General features: G+C 68.5%; 13 protein-coding genes. 8 read left to right on the forward strand and 5 right to left on the reverse strand.

What is annotated here, in order from left to right; all coding sequences use genetic code 11:
* The first annotated feature begins 51 nt into the window (after positions 1 to 51).
* The 7 genes from MYA_RS28375 (at position 52) to proP (ending at position 10,905) form a co-directional block, all read left to right on the forward strand.
* Positions 52 to 1,779: a methanol/ethanol family PQQ-dependent dehydrogenase gene (locus tag MYA_RS28375; RefSeq protein ID WP_011880613.1), complete on the forward strand. Its 1,728-nt coding sequence runs from the start codon at positions 52 to 54 to the stop codon at positions 1,777 to 1,779.
* A gap of 84 nt (positions 1,780 to 1,863) precedes the next feature.
* Positions 1,864 to 3,129, forward strand: coding sequence for a c-type cytochrome (locus tag MYA_RS28380; RefSeq protein ID WP_034194615.1), 1,266 nt, complete (start codon positions 1,864 to 1,866; stop codon positions 3,127 to 3,129).
* 76 nt (positions 3,130 to 3,205) lie between these two features.
* Entirely contained in the window at positions 3,206 to 3,517 is a 312-nt protein-coding gene (locus MYA_RS28385) for a high-potential iron-sulfur protein (RefSeq protein ID WP_011880615.1), read from the forward strand.
* Positions 3,501 to 5,411 carry a sigma-70 family RNA polymerase sigma factor gene (locus MYA_RS28390; RefSeq protein ID WP_041494413.1) on the forward strand — a complete coding sequence of 637 codons (1,911 nt, stop codon included), beginning with the start codon at positions 3,501 to 3,503 and terminating at the stop codon, positions 5,409 to 5,411. The genes MYA_RS28385 and MYA_RS28390 overlap by 17 nt, the downstream gene beginning before the upstream one ends.
* A 247-nt stretch (positions 5,412 to 5,658) precedes the next feature.
* A complete protein-coding gene (gene acs / locus MYA_RS28395; protein ID WP_041494414.1) occupies positions 5,659 to 7,653 on the forward strand; it encodes an acetate--CoA ligase in 1,995 nt (664 codons plus the stop codon).
* Between the two features lie 226 nt (positions 7,654 to 7,879).
* Entirely contained in the window at positions 7,880 to 8,947 is a 1,068-nt protein-coding gene (locus MYA_RS28400) for a porin (RefSeq protein ID WP_014726251.1), read from the forward strand.
* Between the two features lie 488 nt (positions 8,948 to 9,435).
* Positions 9,436 to 10,905: a glycine betaine/L-proline transporter ProP gene (gene proP / locus MYA_RS28405; RefSeq protein WP_014726252.1), complete on the forward strand. Its 1,470-nt coding sequence runs from the start codon at positions 9,436 to 9,438 to the stop codon at positions 10,903 to 10,905.
* Between the two features lie 87 nt (positions 10,906 to 10,992).
* On the opposite strand, the gene MYA_RS28410 is transcribed toward proP, so the two are convergent.
* The 4 genes from MYA_RS28410 to MYA_RS28425 form a co-directional block, all read right to left on the reverse strand.
* The gene (locus tag MYA_RS28410) at positions 10,993 to 11,817 is read right to left on the reverse strand and encodes an alpha/beta fold hydrolase (RefSeq protein ID WP_034194428.1); all 825 of its coding nucleotides are present in this window, start codon (positions 11,815 to 11,817) and stop codon (positions 10,993 to 10,995) included.
* A gap of 451 nt (positions 11,818 to 12,268) precedes the next feature.
* A complete protein-coding gene (locus tag MYA_RS28415; protein ID WP_011880621.1) occupies positions 12,269 to 13,621 on the reverse strand; it encodes a TRAP transporter large permease in 1,353 nt (450 codons plus the stop codon).
* Positions 13,622 to 13,625: 4 nt separating this feature from the next.
* Complete coding sequence (locus MYA_RS28420) at positions 13,626 to 14,174, reverse strand: TRAP transporter small permease (RefSeq protein WP_014726256.1); 549 nt, start codon at positions 14,172 to 14,174, stop codon at positions 13,626 to 13,628.
* On the reverse strand, positions 14,171 to 15,157 hold the full coding sequence (locus MYA_RS28425) for a TRAP transporter substrate-binding protein (protein WP_014726257.1): 987 nt from the start codon (positions 15,155 to 15,157) through the stop codon (positions 14,171 to 14,173). Before MYA_RS28425 ends, MYA_RS28420 begins: the two co-directional genes overlap by 4 nt.
* Before the next feature lie 576 nt (positions 15,158 to 15,733).
* Here MYA_RS28425 and MYA_RS32385 point away from each other — a divergent pair.
* On the forward strand, positions 15,734 to 15,928 hold the full coding sequence (locus tag MYA_RS32385; protein ID WP_014726258.1) for a hypothetical protein: 195 nt from the start codon (positions 15,734 to 15,736) through the stop codon (positions 15,926 to 15,928).
* 118 nt (positions 15,929 to 16,046) lie between these two features.
* Here the strand turns inward: MYA_RS32385 and MYA_RS28430 are convergent, their stop codons facing one another.
* Positions 16,047 to 16,727, reverse strand: a complete 681-nt coding sequence (locus MYA_RS28430) for a GntR family transcriptional regulator (protein ID WP_011880625.1) — start codon at positions 16,725 to 16,727, stop codon at positions 16,047 to 16,049.
* Positions 16,728 to 16,804: the final 77 nt, after the last annotated feature.

Below are 16,804 nucleotides of genomic sequence, written 5' to 3' on the forward strand. Positions count from 1 at the left end.
GCCTGGCCGGATGTTGGCCGCGGTGCGACCACAATGACTCAGGAGACAACCATGAAGAAACTCTCGGCTTCGAAGAGCCGACTGGCATCGATCGGCATCGCGGCGGCTGCCGCGATCGTCTTGAATCCCGGCCTGGTGGCTGCCGCCGCGGATTATCCGGCCGTTACGTATCAGCGGCTGACCGATGCGCAACGCGACCCGGGCTGGCTCACCTACTACCGCACCTACAACGGCCAGGCGCATTCGCCGCTCAAGCAGATCGACGCGTCGAACGTGAAGCAGCTCACGCAGGCATGGAGCTACAAGTTTCCGGCCGAGCTGAAGCAGGGCTTCGAGGCCACGCCGATCGTCAACGGCCGCTACCTGTTCGTCACCACGCCGAAGGACAACGTCTACGCGTTCGACGCGACCACCGGCGCGCAACTGTGGAAGTACGAGCCGAAGCTCGGCGCCGAGTCGTTCAAGACCGCATGCTGCGACGTCGTGAACCGCGGCGTCGCGCTGTACGGCAAGAACGTCTACGTCGCGATGCTGAGCGGCGAGGTTGCCGCACTCGACGCCCAGACCGGCGCGCTCGTGTGGAAGAAGCAGATGTTCGAACCGGGCCTCGGCTACGCGTTCTCGCTCGCGCCGCTCGCGATCGACGGCGCGATCGTGGTCGGCAGCTCGGGCGGCGAATACGGCGCGCGCGGCTTCATCGCGGCGCTGAGCCCGAACGACGGCTCGGTGCTGTGGAAGCGCTACACGATCCCCGGCCAGGGCGAGAAGCACGCCGACACGTGGCCCGACGGGATGCAGGCGCACGGCGGCGCGCCGGCGTGGCTGACCGGCACCTACGATGCGGCGACGCGCACGCTGTACTGGGGCGTCGGCAACCCGGGGCCGTGGCTCGCGGACCTGCGCCCCGGCGACAATCTGTACTCCGATTCGCTGCTCGCGCTGGACCCGAAGAACGGCGACCTCAAGTGGCACTACCAGTACACGAAGCACGACACGTGGGACTACGACGGCGTGAACACGCCGGTGCTCGCGACGATCAAGTACAAGGGAAAAGAGCATGACGCGATCATCCATGCGGACCGCAACGGCTACTTCCACGCGATCGACCGCGACAGCGGCAAGCTGATCTACGCCGAGCCGTTCGTGAAGGCGACCTCGGTCACCGGCTACACGGAAGACGGCGCACCGATCCAGGACCCGGCGAAGTATCCGAAGGTCGGCACGACGATCGAGACGTGCCCGAGCTTCCTCGGCGGCAAGAACTGGTGGTCGGTGTCGTACGACCCCGAGCGTCATCTCGCGATCGTGCCGACGCTGCATGCGTGCATGAGCCTGTCCGGCAAGTCGGTCAACTACATGGAAGGGCTGCCGTATCTCGGCGAAGGCTTCGAGATCAAGCCGGAACCGGGCAGCGAAGGCTACGGCGAACTGCAGGCCATCGACGTCAACACCGGCAAGAAGGTGTGGAGCCACTGGAGCAAGCTGCCGTGGAACGGCGGCGTCGCGACGACCGCCAGCGGCCTCGCGTTCAGCGGCTCGCTCGACGGCCACCTGTATGCGTTCGACGTGTCGACCGGCAAGGTGCTGTGGGAAAGCCCGCAGCTCGCGAGCGGGATCATCGCGCAGCCGTCGGTGTTCGAAGTCGACGGCAAGGAATACGTCGCGGTGCTCGCCGGCTACGGCGGCGCGAACCCGATCTGGGGCGGCCCGATGGCCAAGGCCGCGGATGACGTACCGCGCGGCGGCACGCTGTACGTGTTCGCGCTGAACCGCGGCTGATCGGCGTCCGACCACCGCATGACGCCCGCGCCGACGGTGCGGGCGTCCTCCCCTTCGTTCCCATTACCCACCGAGCGTACGAACATGAACCTTCGACTTTCCCGCGTAGCCGTCGCCAGTGCGCTCGCGGCAGGCACGGCACTGATTCCCGCACTGTCCATGGCCGCGCCTGCGGTGCGCGTCTGCTCGCTGCCGGGCACCCCTACCGCCGGGCTCGACAAGGCCGTCGCCCGCGAGGCGTTCCGCACGGCCGGCATCGCCGCGACGTTCGCCGCGCACGACGCCGCAGGCAGCGACGACGACGGCGTGTCCGCCCACGAGCTCGCCAAGATCCTCGAGCACGATTGCGACGTGCTCGCCGGCTTCCCGCGCTCGGCGATCGCCGACGCGTCGGACACCAAACTGCTGTTCTCGCAGGGCTACCTGCGCTCCGGCTACGTGAGCGTCACGCGCCGCGACGCGGCCAAGCCGGCCAACGAACGCGAAATCGTCGCGGCGACGTATGCAAGCCCCGCGCAGCTGATCGCGGTGCAGCAGAAGAACGCCCGCTTCGATCTCGAGAACACGTCGGAGCAGACCGTCGACGCGGTCGCCCGCGGCCGCGCGAACCGCGCGATCGTCTGGTATCCGGCGGTCGTCGCCTACCAGGCAGCGCATCCGAAACAGGCGTTCAGCATCGGCGCGACCTCTTCTCCTTATGCGGAATGGCAGCTCACGTTCGCGTTCGCGCAACGTTCGGCCGAGCTGCAGCAGCGGATCGACGCCGCCCTCACGCAGATGAAGCAATCGGGCCGCCTCGCTGCGCTGACGCGCAAATGGGCGCTGCCCGGCAACGCGCTCGAAGCGCGCGCCACGCACGATTCGCGCGCGACGCCGCGCTTCCTCGACGGCGCGCTGGCCACGGGCGCATCGCGCGCCGGCGTGATCCGCGCCGGCGGGCGGGCGGCCGGCGGCGGCTTCATCCGCGTTTCGGACAGCACCGGCGAAGCCGCGCCGTCGTTCGACGCGGCCCAGGTCGAGCATGGCAAGGCGCTGTACGGCAGTGCGTGCGCGAAGTGTCACGGCGTCGATCTCGAGGGCAATACGGCGCCCGCGCTGAGCGGCCCGTCGTTCGCACCGCTCGCGCATTCGCATCTGACGATCGGCGGCGTGTTCGGCTACATGGCGACCAACATGCCGGCCGACCAGCCGGGCAAGATGAAGGACGACGAGTACGCCGACCTGATGGCGTTCCTGCTCGCGTCCAACGGCTATGCCGCGTCCAAGACCAAGCTGAGCGCCGACACCGCGCGCGCGTCCAACGCGCCGCTCGTCGCCGGCCCGGGCGGACACAAGCAAGCCAGCCAGTAAGCGCGGCGCGCGGCCGCCACGGCACATGCCGGGCCGCGCGTCGGCAAGATTTCTTCTTCAACAGGAAACGACCGTGATGCACAACCCGAATCGCAGAACCTTCATCGTCCAGACCATCGGACTGTGCGCGGCGCTCGCCGCAACCCGCTCCGCGCTCGCCGCGCTGCCGCTCGTCGACGAGAACGACGCGACCGCGAAGACGCTCGGCTACCGCGCGCGCGCGTCGAGCGTCGACGCCGCGAAGTTCCCGAAATACCAGAGCGGCCAGCGCTGCGCCAACTGCCGCTTCTACAAGAGCGAAAGCGCCGACGCCGGCACCTGCCCGATGTTCGCCGGCAAGTCGGTCGCGGCTGACGGCTGGTGCAACGTGTATGCCAAGGGCGCGTGATGCGTTGCCGGCGCGCCCGGCGCCACGGCACGCGCCGGTGCCGGTGCCGGTGCGCGCCGCCGGCCACGACGGCGACGCGCCGCCTCACGCGGCGCACCTGCACGCACTGATTTCGACGGGGCTCACACGCGGCTTCGTCACGCACGGCGACATCATCGACGCCTTGCCGGACGACGACGCCCATCAGGGCGGCGTCGACGCGACGGCTGCGATGCTGCGCGAGCTGGGCATCGCGGTGTCGGACGGCGCGCACGCCGCGGGCTGGACGCTCGACCGTTACTTCCAGCCCACGCCGAGCGCGCGTGCGTGGGCCGAAGGGGCCGGCGCGCTCGCCGCGGCCGAGCTGAGCGCACCGCGCACGACCGACCCCGTACGCCTCTACCTGCGCGAGATGGGCATGACGCCGCTGCTCACGCGCGACGAGGAGATCATGCACGCGCAACGGATCGAGCGCGGCCGCGCGGCGTCGGTCGCGGTGCTGTGCGGCGATCCGCAGGCACTCGACGCACTGGTCGCGATGCGCATCGAGATCGCCGAAGGCCGGACGGCCGCGTCCGCTTACGTGCTGTCCATCCCGGATATCTCGGACATGGCGCCCGCCGGCGGCGCCGCCGACAGCACGCATGCCGGCGATACGCCGGTCGACGCGGGCGCGAGCACGCGCGACGACGACGCTCCGGCCGACGATGGGCTCTGCCGTCATACCGTGCTCGCGCGACTGGCGCCGATCGACGCGCTCGCGGCCGCGATGCGCGCCGCACTGGAAACCGACGGCGCGCACGGTCTCGCCTACCGCGCCTGCGTGCGCGAAGCGGCCGCCCTGCTCGGCACGCTGCGCATGTCGATGCGCGCACTCGAGCGCATGAGCGAGCCGCTGCGCACGCACGCGCGCCGGCAGCGCACGCTGCACGGCCGGCTCGCACGCACGCTCGCCGACGCGGGCGTGCCGCACGGCGCGGCGGCTGCGTGCGTGCAGCGCGACGGCGATCATGCCCGCTGGCTCGCGGCGTGCATCGCCGCGCATCCCGAATGCGAGCCGGCGCTGACGCGCCGCGCGGCCGAGCTGGTCGACGCGCGCGACGCGATCGCGCGGGCCGCCCGCACATCGCCGCTGCCGCCCGACACGATCGCGTTGCTCGATGCGCGGCTCGACACGATCGAGCGCGCGATGCAGCCGGCGCGGATGGGCCTCTTCGACGCGAACCTGCGGCTCGTCGTATCGATCGCGAAGCGCTACCCGGACCGCGGGCTGCCGTTCGCGGACCTGATCCAGGAAGGCAACATCGGGCTGTTGAAGGCGATCGACCGCTACGACCATCGGCGCGGCTTCCGCTTCTCGACCTACGCGACCTGGTGGATCAGGCAGGCGATCACGCACGCGCTCGCCGATCTCGGCCGCACGATCCGCGTGCCGACGCACACCGTCGACGCGATCAACAAACTGACACGGATCGCGCGCGAACACCGGCAGCGTTCCGGCGCTGCCGCGACGCCGCACGAACTGGCCGTGCAAATGGGCGAGCCGCTCGACAAGGTGCGCGACCTGATGTCGATCGTGAAGGAGCCGATGTCGGCCGACGCGCCCGTCTCGCCGGAAGGCGAGATGACCTTCGTCGACGTCGCGCCCGACGTATCGACGCCGTCGCCCGAAGACGCCGCCGGCGCCGCGCAGTTGCGCGACACGATCGCGGCGATGATCGGCCGCCTGCCCGCGCGCGAGGCGACGGTCCTGCGGCTGCGCTACGGGCTGCACGCGGACGAAGGCTGCTCGCTGCGCGACATCGGCCGACAGCTGAACCTGTCCGCCGAACGCGTGCGGCAGATCGAGGCGTCGGCGCTCGCGCGGCTGCGCGCGTCCGACGGGCTCGACGTGCTGCGCGCGTTCATCGCATAGCCCGCGCAGGGACGGCGGCGCATGCGCCGCCGTCCGCCGCCATGTTGACACCTGCAACACCCGCTGCTGCATTTCGGCGCAACGATCGCGCCGCTCACGATGCCGCGCGGCCATGCGCAGATCGTTTGCATCCCCTATCGATTCCGGAACGCCGCGCGCGACGGGCATGCGTGCCGATTCGACCGGATCGCGGCGGCGCTTGGCATGCTAGTTGCGTTTTGCTATTCCAGCCACACCCAGACAAATTATGGAGAACACCTTGACCGCCCTCGTATCGATCCTTCAGGAAAGCCGAATCTTCGAACCGACGGCCGACACGCGCGCACGCGCGACCATTTCCGGCATGCCGGCCTACCGCGCGCTCGTCGCCGAGGCCGAACAGGACTACGAGGGCTTCTGGGCGCGTCTCGCGCGCGAGAACCTGAGCTGGCACAAGCCGTTCACCAAGGTGCTCGACGAGAGCAACGCGCCGTTCTGCACGTGGTTCGACGACGGCGAGCTCAACGCGTCGTACAACTGCCTCGACCGTCACGTCGAAGCCGGCAACGGCCAGCGCGTCGCCGTGATCTTCGAGGCCGACGACGGCACCGTCACGCGCGTCACCTACGCCGAGCTGCTCGCGCGCGTGTCGCGCTTCGCCAATGCGCTGAAAAAACGCGGCATCGGCAAGGGCGATCGCGTCGTCATCTACATCCCGATGTCGATCGAAGGCATCGTCGCGATGCAGGCCTGCGCGCGCATCGGCGCCACGCACTCGGTCGTGTTCGGCGGCTTCTCCGCCAAATCGCTGAACGAGCGGCTCGTCGACGTCGGCGCGGTCGCGCTGATCACCGCCGACGAGCAGGCGCGCGGCGGCAAGACGCTGCCGCTCAAGAGCATCGCCGACGAGGCGATCGCGATGGGCGGCTGCGACGCGGTCAAGAGCGTGATCGTCTATCGCCGTACCGGCGGCAAGATCGACTGGCATGCCGGGCGCGATCTGTGGATGCACGAGCTCGCCGACGCCGAGTCCGACCACTGCCCGCCAGAATGGGTCGGCGCCGAGCATCCGCTGTTCATCCTCTACACCTCGGGCTCGACCGGCAAGCCCAAGGGTGTGCAGCACAGCACCGGCGGCTACCTGCTGTGGGCCGCGCAGACGATGAAGTGGACCTTCGACTGGAAGCCCGACGACGTGTTCTGGTGTACGGCCGACATCGGCTGGGTCACCGGCCACACGTACATCACCTACGGGCCGCTCGCATGCGGCGGCACGCAGGTCGTGTTCGAGGGCGTGCCGACCTACCCGGACGCCGGGCGCTTCTGGAAGATGATCGCCGACCACAAGGTCAGCGTGTTCTACACCGCGCCGACCGCGATCCGTTCGCTGATCAAGGCCGCCGACGCCGACGACAAGGTCCACCCGAAGAGCTACGACCTGTCGAGCCTGCGCATCATCGGCACGGTCGGCGAGCCGATCAATCCGGACGCGTGGATGTGGTATCACAAGCACGTGGGCGGCGAGCGCTGCCCGATCGTCGACACCTGGTGGCAAACCGAAACCGGCGGCCACATGATCACGCCGCTGCCGGGCGCGACGCCGACGGTGCCCGGTTCGTGCACGCTGCCGCTGCCGGGGATCATGGCCGCGGTGGTCGACGAGACGGGCCAGGACGTGCCCAACGGGCAAGGCGGGATCCTGGTGGTCAAGCGACCGTGGCCGTCGATGATCCGCACGATCTGGGGCGACCCGGAGCGCTTCAGGAAGAGCTACTACCCTGAGGAGCTCGGCGGCGGGCTGTATCTGGCGGGCGACGGCACGGTGCGCGACAAGGACACCGGTTACTTCACGATCATGGGGCGCATCGACGACGTGCTGAACGTGTCGGGCCACCGGCTCGGCACGATGGAGATCGAGTCGGCGCTGGTGTCGCACGAGCTGGTGGCGGAAGCGGCCGTGGTCGGCCGGCCGGACGACACGACGGGCGAGGCGGTGGTCGCGTTCGTGGTGCTCAAGCGCTCGCGCCCTGAAGGCGACGAGGCCGCGGCGCTGGCCAAGGCGCTGCGCGACTGGGTCGGCAAGCAGATCGGGCCGATCGCGAAGCCGAAGGACATCCGTTTCGGCGACAACCTGCCGAAGACGCGCTCGGGCAAGATCATGCGGCGCCTGCTGCGCTCGCTCGCGAAGGGCGAGGCGATCACGCAGGACACCTCCACGCTCGAGAATCCGGCGATTCTGGAGCAGCTCGGCCTGTCGCTCTGAATGACGGGGCCGGCACCGGCCGGCCCCACCCGACCTCCGCGACGCACGCACGTTCCGGCGCCCATCCCGGCCGCGAACGCGCGACGCGCAGCCGCCACCCGGCCGCGCACCTGCGTCCCCGCGCCCCATCCCGCGTGCGCGGCCCGGGCGACGGACACCGCTGCGCGGCCGTCCGGCGCCTTTTCTGTTCGATGCATGGACGTACAACAACACTGGAGACACCCCGATGAAAAGCAGGATCGTGATCGGCTGCGCCGCGCTCGCAGGCGCGCTTGCCAGCCCCAGCGGCTTCGCCCAAAGCAGCGTGACGCTGTACGGCAACCTCGACGCCGCGTTGCTGTACACGAGCAAGACGCTCGATAGCGCCACCGGCGCAAACGCAGGCCATCAGTTCTCGATGGCCGATACCGGCATGACGCCGACGACGTTCGGGATGACCGGCACCGAGGATCTCGGCGGCGGCCTGAAGGCGAAGTTCCAGCTCGAAAGCGGCTTTGCCGTCACCAACGGCGCATTCGCGCATTCGAACGGCAACATCTTCGGTCGCCAGGCGTGGGTCGGACTCGACGGCGCGTTCGGCACGGTCAAGGCCGGCGTCCAGTATTCGCCGTTCCTGCTCGCGATCTTCGATTCGGACCCGCGCAGCTTCTCGCACTTCGGCAGCGGGCTCGTCAACTACGTCGACAACGTGCTGGTGACCGGCCTGTTCAACCCGAACGCCGTGTCGTACACGAGCCCGACGATCGCCGGCCTCACCGGCAGCGCGATGTTCGCGTTCGGCGGCAAGGCCGGCGATTTTCAGGCGGGACGCCAGTACTCCGCGAGCCTCAAGTACGAGCACGGCGGCTTCATGATCAACGCCGGCTTCTACAACGGCAACGACGGCACCAACCCGACGCCCACCGCCAGCACCGTCGCGTTCGTCGGCCGCACGATCGGCGCCGCGTACCGGTTCGGCCCCGTCACCGCGAAGGCGTCGTTCGCCAGCTACAAGGTTGCCGGGTCGTTCAGCAACAACGTGTACGGCGGCGGCCTCGACTACCAGGCGACGCCGACGGTCGACCTGAACGGCGGCGTGTGGTTCACGAGCGATCGCAACGACACGGCCAACCACTCGCTGCTCGCCGCCGTCGGCTCGACGTACAGCCTGTCGAAGGCGACCGCGTTGTATGCACAGGTCGCGATGGTCAACAACCACGGCGCGATGGACACCGGGCTCGGCATCACCAACGCGCTTTACGCGGTCAACGGCACGACCGTCGGCGCGAACGTCGGGATCCGGCACATGTTCTGATGCAGGAAACGGCGGCATCGGCAGCGCCGCCGTTCTGCATTTGCAGTCCGAATCATCAAGTGTCGGAGTCGGCATGCGCCGACTCCGGCGCGAACTTCGTCGCGCATCGAGGGTGCGATCCGCTCGCGCACGCGCTGCGTCCGCGCCGCATGCCCGCAAGAAGGCCTGGTATAGACCGCGCGCTTCCCGGTCCAACGCGTCGACCGACGCCGCCCGGTGTTGCGGCGCACATCGCGCGGCTGCGCGATGCGTGTCGTTTACGACCGATTTCCGGGCGCATCGCCGATAGTCCGCACGCTCCGTTTCTCTACACTGGTGCACGCCAGCACACAGCCACCTGCCCCGTGTCGCGTGTCGCGTGTCGCGTGTTGCGCCGCGTCACGGCACCGTGGCGATCCCGAGACAACCGCCCTCGCCGCCGACGCTGCCGCGTCCGTCCCGCCGCGCTGCCGCCGGCCCGCTGCGAAGGCCCCTTCCAGGAGCGTTCATTGAGTTCACCGCACGCGCACTCCGCGAAAACCCGGTCTTCGCGCCAGGCCCTCAAGCTCGACGACATCACGATCGTGGACCGCGCCATCCTGAAGCGCGCGGTCGGCGCGATGGCGTTCGGCAATGCGATGGAATGGTTCGACTTCGGCGTCTACAGCTACATCGCCGTCACGCTCGGCAAGGTGTTCTTCCCGTCGAGCAGCCCGTCCGCGCAGCTGCTCGCCACCTTCGGCACGTTCGCGGCCGCGTTCGTCGTGCGCCCGCTCGGCGGCATGGTGTTCGGCCCGCTCGGCGACCGCATCGGCCGCCAGCGCGTGCTCGCCGCCACCATGATCATGATGGCCGTCGGCACCTTCGCGATCGGCCTGATCCCCAGCTACGCGTCGATCGGCATCATGGCGCCCGTGCTGCTGCTCGTCGCCCGCCTCGTGCAGGGCTTCTCCACCGGCGGCGAATACGGCGGCGCCGCCACCTTCATCGCCGAGTTCTCGACCGACAAGCGCCGCGGCTTCATGGGCAGCTTCCTCGAGTTCGGCACGCTGATCGGCTATACGCTCGGCGCGGCCACCGTCGCGCTGCTGACGGCGACGCTGTCGCACGACGCGCTGCTGTCATGGGGCTGGCGCGTGCCGTTCTTCATCGCGGGGCCGCTCGGCCTCGTCGGTCTGTACATCCGGATCAAGCTCGAGGAAACGCCTGCGTTCAAGAAGGAAGCGCTGGCGCGCGAAGCAGACGAACGCGCGCGCCCGAAGCAGTCGTTCGGCACGCTGCTCGTCGAACAGTGGCGGCCGCTGCTCCAGTGCGTCGGTCTCGTGCTGATCTTCAACGTGACCGACTACATGGCGCTGTCGTACCTGCCGAACTATCTGTCGGCCACGCTGCACTTCAACGAGACGCACGGGCTGTTCATGGTGCTGATCGTGATGCTGCTGATGATGCCGATGACGCTCTATGCCGGGCATCTGTCCGACCGCATCGGCCGCAAGCCGGTGATGATGTTCGGCTGCGTCGGCCTGCTCGTGCTGTCCGTGCCGGCGCTGATGCTGATCCGCACCGGCGGCATGCTGCCGGTGTTCGGCGGGATGCTGATCTACGGCACGCTGCTGTCGACCTTTACCGGCGTGATGCCGTCGGCGCTGCCCGCGCTGTTCCCGACGCGGATCCGCTACGGCGCGCTCGCGATCGGCTTCAACGTGTCGGTGTCGCTGTTCGGCGGCACGACGCCTCTCGTCACCGCATGGCTCGTCGATCGCACCGGCGACCTGATGATGCCGGCGTACTACCTGATGGGCGCGTCGTTCATCGGCATCGTGTCGGTGCTCGCGCTGCGCGAGAGCGCGCGGCGGCCGCTGCCGGGCTCCACGCCGTGCGTGGGCAGCCGCGCCGAAGCGCAGGAGCTGATCCGCCGCGGCGCCGGCGAGGTCCGCGGGCGCGAACGCAAGCTCACGCCGATCGGCGAACGCGCTTGATCATGTGACGCACGTGATGTGCCTGATGCGCGGCACATCCGTCGCGCAGTGCCAGCCGCAGCGGCGTCACGCAACGCCGCGTGCCGCTCAAGCCGCGGCGAGCTTCTGCTCGTCGAACCAGTCGAGCAGCGTGCGCGTGACGAAGGCGGGATTCTCGAGGTTCGAGATGTGGCCGGCGTCCGGCACCAGCACGTGGCGGCAGCCGATCACGCCTGCCATCTTCTCCGTCTCCGACGGCGGCCGCGCCATGTCGCCGGCGCCGCACATCAGCAGCGTGCGCGCGGCATCGAGGTCGGCGAGTGCGGCCAGCGTGTCCGGACGCCCGAAAATCAGCCGGCCGAACGGGACGATCGACTCGCGCAGCCGGTCGGCAGGCAGGCCGGCGAGTGCGGCGCGAAATGCGCTCGGCACCGGGTCCGACAGATTCGCGTCCGGGCGGAAGAACAGCGGCACGATCGCATCGAGCAGCGGTGGCGCAATCTTGCCGGCGGCGGCGATCGCATCGAGCATCCCGAAGTAGCGCAGCCGCGTCGCGTCGGGCTCGGCTTCGAGCGACGCGTCCATCAATACGAGCGAGCGCACGCGCTGCGGTTCGCGCAACGCGAGCCGCGCGCCCCACATCCCGCCAACGCTCAGGCCGACCACCGCGCATTGCTCGATCTCGAGCGCGTCGAGCAACGCGCTCGCATGCGCGGCGAGATCGTCGAGCGTCTGCGTGCCGGCCGGCAGCGGACCCGATGCGCCATGCCCCCACAGGTCGGGCACGATCACGCGATACCGGCGCGACAGCGCGTCGATCTGCGGCGCCCACATCGCCGCGTCCCACAGATAGCTGTGTCCGAGCAGCACCGGGAAGCCGGTGCCGTGATCGTGGTAATGCAGCGTGCTGCCGTGGATGGTGCGGGTGAGCATCGGGCCTCCGGGTATGACGACGATGGGCAGCGGCGCGCAAGCGCGCGCTGATTCACTGGCGCGTTGCCAGCAACGCTGGCGCCGCGCATGATCGCACAGCTCGGCGGGCGCTGCAGGCGACGTGTGTAGCGCGTCGCGGCGGCGGTGGCGCGCTCGCATGCGGCGCTGGATCCAAGGGTCGGGAATGCCGGCGTCGGGCCGCGTTCGGCCCGGCGCGCAGTGCGAACGATCACGCGGCCCGCATCGAACCGGGCACGCGGACCAAGCGCGTGTCCGCACCGGCCTGTTCGGCGAGCGCCGCATGCTGCAGCGTGGTCCGGCGTCGGTCACTTGCATGCACAACGCGAGGCACGCGCACGCCGCAAACCGGCCACGAAGGAAGAATCCGTTAACGTGATCGCGGCGCCGGACGATGTCGATCGTCCGGCGCCGCGCGGGCCGATGCCGGTACTCAGAACACCGCGTGCCCGCTGATCAGGCTCGGCAGCCAGGTCGAAAAGAACGGCATGTACGTGACGATGTTGATCGCGCTGAAGATCGCGAGGTAATACGGCCACGCCATCTTGGTCGTCTCGCCGATCGACACGTTGCCGATCGCGCAGCCGACGAACTGCACCGAGCCGATCGGCGGATGCACGAGGCCGAGCGAGCAGTTCAGCAGCAGCATGATGCCGAACTGCACGGGCCCGACGCCGCAGGCCATCGCGATCGGCAGGAACAGCGGAGTCGTGATCAGGATGTGCGCGGCCATGTCGACGAAGGTGCCGAGGAACACCTGGATGACGTTGATGTACAGCAGCATCAGCCACGGCGCGGCGGTCGACTGCTTGAGCAGCCCTTCGATCGCATCCGGGATCTCCAGATACGACATCTGGAAGCGCAGCATGTTCGACACGGCGATCAGCAGCAGCACGACGCCCGTCGTGCGCGCCGCATGCGACAGCGCGCGCCGCAGCTTCTCGACGGTCAGCGTGCGATAGACGAGCGCGGTCAGCACGAGCGAGTACACGACCGCGATGGCCGCCGCTTCGGTCGCGGTGGCAATCCCCTTCGCGACGCACACGAGGATGATCGCGATCACCATCAGGCCGGGCACCGCGCCGACGAAGCTGCGCAGCACCGCATACCAGCCGGGGAACGCGGGCAGCGCGGACGAGCCGTCCTCGCGGCGCGGATAGCCGTGACGCACGGCCTGCCAGTACGCGGCGGCGAGCACGAAGCCCATCACCCACAGCACCGGCAGCAGCCCGGAAAACAGCAGGTCGCCGATCGACACGCCGCTCACCTGCTGGCCGTGCAGCATCCCGGTGATCCCCTGCGCGGCGAACGCGTAGATGATCATGTTGGTCGACGTCGGCATCAGCGCGCCGGCGAGCGACGCGTGGGTCGTCACGTTGACCGCGTACGCCGCGCTGTAGCCCTCGCGCTTCATCAACGGGATCACCACGCCGCCCATCGCCGACGTGTCGGCGGTCGGCGAGCCCGACACGCCGCCGAACAGCGTACAGGCGACGACGTTGGCCATCCCGAGGCCGCCGCGAAAATGGCCGACGGTCGCCTGCGCGAAGCGCAGGATCCGGTCGGCGATGCCGCCGTGCAGCATCAGTTCGCCGGAAAAGATGAAGAACGGCACCGCGAGGAACGAGAACGCGTTCATCCCCGAGATCATCGACTGCATCGCGGTGGCGATCGGCAGCCCTTCGACGAGGTAGGTCAGCACGCATGCGATGCCGAGCGCGAACGACACGGGCACGCCGAGCACGAGGAAAATCAGAAAACTGACGGACAGGATCGCGAGTTCCATGGCGTTAATGTCCCGACGAAGAACGACGGAGCGCGAGCAGGTGCTCGAGCGAGAAAAGGATGATGGCGATCGCTGCGGGAATCGTGATCAGATAGCGCACGCCCTCGGGCAACCCGATGATCGGAATGCGGTCGCCCATCGTCTCGGCCGCCATGCTGCCGCAGCCGGCGATGATCGCGATCGCGAACGCGATCAGGCACAGATGCTGGATCGCGATCACGACGGTGCGCCCCTTCGGCGGCAGGCGCTGCACGAGCGAATCGAGGCCGATGTGGCCGCCGTCGCGCACCTTCATCGCCGCGCCGAACATCGCGATGACGATCACCAGCAGCAACGCTATCGGCTCGACGAAATCGGGCGCGTTCTCGAACACGTAGCGCATCACGACCGCGTAGAACACCAGCACCGTGAGCGCCGCGAGACACAGCGACGCGATCACCGCGAGCGCGCGGAACAGCAGGTCGTTCGCGCAGTGCAGCAGCGGCGTCGCGCGCGCGCGGCACGGCGCCGCGCCGACGGCCGCGGCGCCATTCGGTGAAGTGCGACGGGTCACTTGGTGGCCTCGATCTCGTCGACGATCTGCTTCATCTGCGGGGTCTTTTCATACTTGGCCCACAGCGGCTGCATCGCCTTCACGAACGCCGCGCGATCGATCTGCGCGGCCGGTACGATCTTCGCGCCGCCCTTCGTCACCGTCTGCTGCGCGGACGCCTCGCGCGCGGTCCACAGCTTCTGGTAGTACGGCACCGAATCCGCCGCGGCCTTCTTGATCGCGGCCTGCTCCTGCGGCGACAGCGTGTCCCAGATCTTCTTCGAGAACACCAGCACTTCGGGCGTCATCGCGTGCTGCGTCTCCGAGTAGTCGGGCGCGACTTCGAAGTGCTTGGTTTCCTCGTACGACGGCAGATTGTTTTCCGCCGCATCGACGAGGCCCGTCTTCAGGCCCGTGTACACCTCGGCGAACGGCATCGGCGTGGGCGTGCCGCCCATTGCCTTGATCTCGTCGACCATCAGGTCAGACGGTTGCACGCGCACCTTCAAGCCCTTCATGTCGGCCGGCGAGCGCACCGGGCGCTTCGCGTAGATCGAGCGCGCGCCGCTCTCGTAGAACGTCAGCGCGATCATGCCCTTCGCCGCGAACGCGTCGAGGATCTTCTGGCCGGCGGGACCGTACATCGCCTTGCGGAAATGGTCGACGTCGCGGAACAGGAACGGGAGCGACGGGATCAGCGACTCGGGCACGATCTCGTTGAACGAGGCGCCGTTCACGCGCGCCATGTCGATCGCGCCGATCCGCACCTGGTCGACCGTGTCCTTCTCCGAGCCGAGCGCGCTGTTGCCGAACACCTTGATCGAGTCCTTGCCGCCCGTGAGCTTCGACAGCTCGTCGCCCATGTACTTGACCGCCATGTTGGTCGGGAAGTTGTCGCCATGCACGTCCGCCGAGCGGAACACGCGCGCGTGCGCGGATACGGCGAAGCCTGCCATCAGCGCGACGGCCACGGCGGTACGGGAGCGGGTGAATCGGTGCTTCATCGTCAGTCTCCTTGCTGGTTGCTCGTTGTTCGGCGGCGCGCCGGGCGACCTCCGCCCGCTTTCGGTACACGGCCTGCGTTTAACTTGAGTCATACGTTGTATGACGTGTGGAAGCGAATGTACGTCGGTTAATCGTTTAACTCACTTGGTGCATACCCGTATAAGCGGAGTAGTCCGGGGTTTTTGAGGAGATTGGGGGAAAACGTTTCTACGTGAAGCGCCCGGTTAGCGAAACGTTTTCCGAACGGGCGTCGGTATTGGAAGTCGGCACCGTGCTGGCCGGGATGCCGGGTAGCCGACTTGGTTATTTTCTAGTTGTCCGATGACTGACTACTTGACGGCTTTACGTGCTCGATCTTGTCCGCACCGCGCCAGCCGAATGCGTTCGGCTCCCCCGTTGTAATGACGCCGCGACGCCGTCTGCGTCGGGAGCCGCGGCGGATGCCAGCGCAAGCGTTGCCGATGCGCGTATCGGCGCGGCTTTCGGCAAGCGCGCCGGCCACCGTACCCCACTTCGTCACGGCGGGCACGCACGATGCGGCGGGGCGATACGGCAAACACACGAGGAGGTATGCGATGCAGACGAGTCGACCGTCGGCGGGACAGCGTCAGGACGCGCCGTTGAATCCTGGGGACGAAGGGCCGCCCGATACGCCCGGTGTCGGCGACGATCTATACGGCGTATGTCGCGGCACAGGGATGGTGGAAGGCCAGCCATGCACGGTATGCGGCGGCACCGGCAAGGTGTTACAGGGAATCGGCGGCGGCTAGGCGGCATCCCCCATACGCATCAGGCTGCGCCGATGCGCTGCGGGAGCGCTGTGGGAGACGAGCGCGGCGCTTCCATGCCGCGTTCGCGGCCCCGCTGCGCGGACCGTGCGCGGCTGCTTCAGCGGCCTAGGCGTCGTTCGCGCAGGAACGCGTTCAGTTCGCCGCCCGCGTGCTCGATGTGGCGCTTCAGCAGCGACGCCGCAGCGCGCCCATCGCCCTTGCGGCACAGCGCGACCAGTTCCGCATGCTCGGACTCGGCCACGTCGCGCGCGGCCTCCGACAGCGACAGCTGAACGCGCGTGTAGCGATCGGTCTGCTGCAGCAGCGATGCGACGATCGCGGCCGTCTTCGGCTGCTCGGCCCGCGACAGCAGCAGTTGATGCAGTTCGGTGTTCAGCTCGCCCCAGCGGCCGGACTGGCTCGCGTGCAGCACCGCGCTGTATTCGTCGAGGATCGCGTCGAGCCGCGCGAAGTCTTCCGCCGTGAGCTTCGGAATCGACTTTTTCAGCAGCACGGGCTCGAGCAGCGCGCGCAGCTCGAACAGCTCGGTGATGTCCTCGGGCGACAGCTCGGAGACGATCGCGCCCTTGTGCGGCAGAATTTTCACGAGCCCTTCGCTTTCCAGCTGCACGAGGGCTTCGCGCAGCGGGATGCGGCTGATCCCGAGCTCGGTGGCCAGCGCGTCCTGGCGAAGCTGGTAGCCGTCGACGTACTCGCCGGTCAGGATGCGACGGCGCAGTTCGTTCGCGGCGGCCTCGGCACGCGTGGCGTAGACGAGGGCGGGGCGTTTGTCGTTCATGTTGCGGTTCGGACCAGGGATGGCGGCAAGGCTTGCGCCGACGCGCCGGTGAATATTGCATATTTTCTACGATAGTA

The organism is Burkholderia sp. KJ006 (assembly GCF_000262695.1).
Taxonomy (GTDB): Bacteria; Pseudomonadota; Gammaproteobacteria; order Burkholderiales; family Burkholderiaceae; genus Burkholderia; species Burkholderia vietnamiensis.

What these genes read in the sequence shown, in the direction of transcription:
- MYA_RS28380 (WP_034194615.1), top strand. Translation starts at nt 1,864, where the DNA reads ATGAACCTTCGACTTTCCCGCGTAGCCGTCGCCAGTGCGCTCGCGGCA.
- MYA_RS28385 (WP_011880615.1), top strand. Translation starts at nt 3,206, where the DNA reads ATGCACAACCCGAATCGCAGAACCTTCATCGTCCAGACCATCGGACTG.
- MYA_RS28425 (WP_014726257.1), bottom strand. Translation starts at nt 15,157, where the DNA reads ATGAAGCACCGATTCACCCGCTCCCGTACCGCCGTGGCCGTCGCGCTG.
- acs (WP_041494414.1), top strand. Translation starts at nt 5,659, where the DNA reads ATGGAGAACACCTTGACCGCCCTCGTATCGATCCTTCAGGAAAGCCGA.
- MYA_RS28400 (WP_014726251.1), top strand. Translation starts at nt 7,880, where the DNA reads ATGAAAAGCAGGATCGTGATCGGCTGCGCCGCGCTCGCAGGCGCGCTT.
- MYA_RS28430 (WP_011880625.1), bottom strand. Translation starts at nt 16,727, where the DNA reads ATGAACGACAAACGCCCCGCCCTCGTCTACGCCACGCGTGCCGAGGCC.
- MYA_RS32385 (WP_014726258.1), top strand. Translation starts at nt 15,734, where the DNA reads ATGCAGACGAGTCGACCGTCGGCGGGACAGCGTCAGGACGCGCCGTTG.
- MYA_RS28415 (WP_011880621.1), bottom strand. Translation starts at nt 13,621, where the DNA reads ATGGAACTCGCGATCCTGTCCGTCAGTTTTCTGATTTTCCTCGTGCTC.
- MYA_RS28390 (WP_041494413.1), top strand. Translation starts at nt 3,501, where the DNA reads ATGCCAAGGGCGCGTGATGCGTTGCCGGCGCGCCCGGCGCCACGGCAC.
- MYA_RS28410 (WP_034194428.1), bottom strand. Translation starts at nt 11,817, where the DNA reads ATGCTCACCCGCACCATCCACGGCAGCACGCTGCATTACCACGATCAC.
- MYA_RS28375 (WP_011880613.1), top strand. Translation starts at nt 52, where the DNA reads ATGAAGAAACTCTCGGCTTCGAAGAGCCGACTGGCATCGATCGGCATC.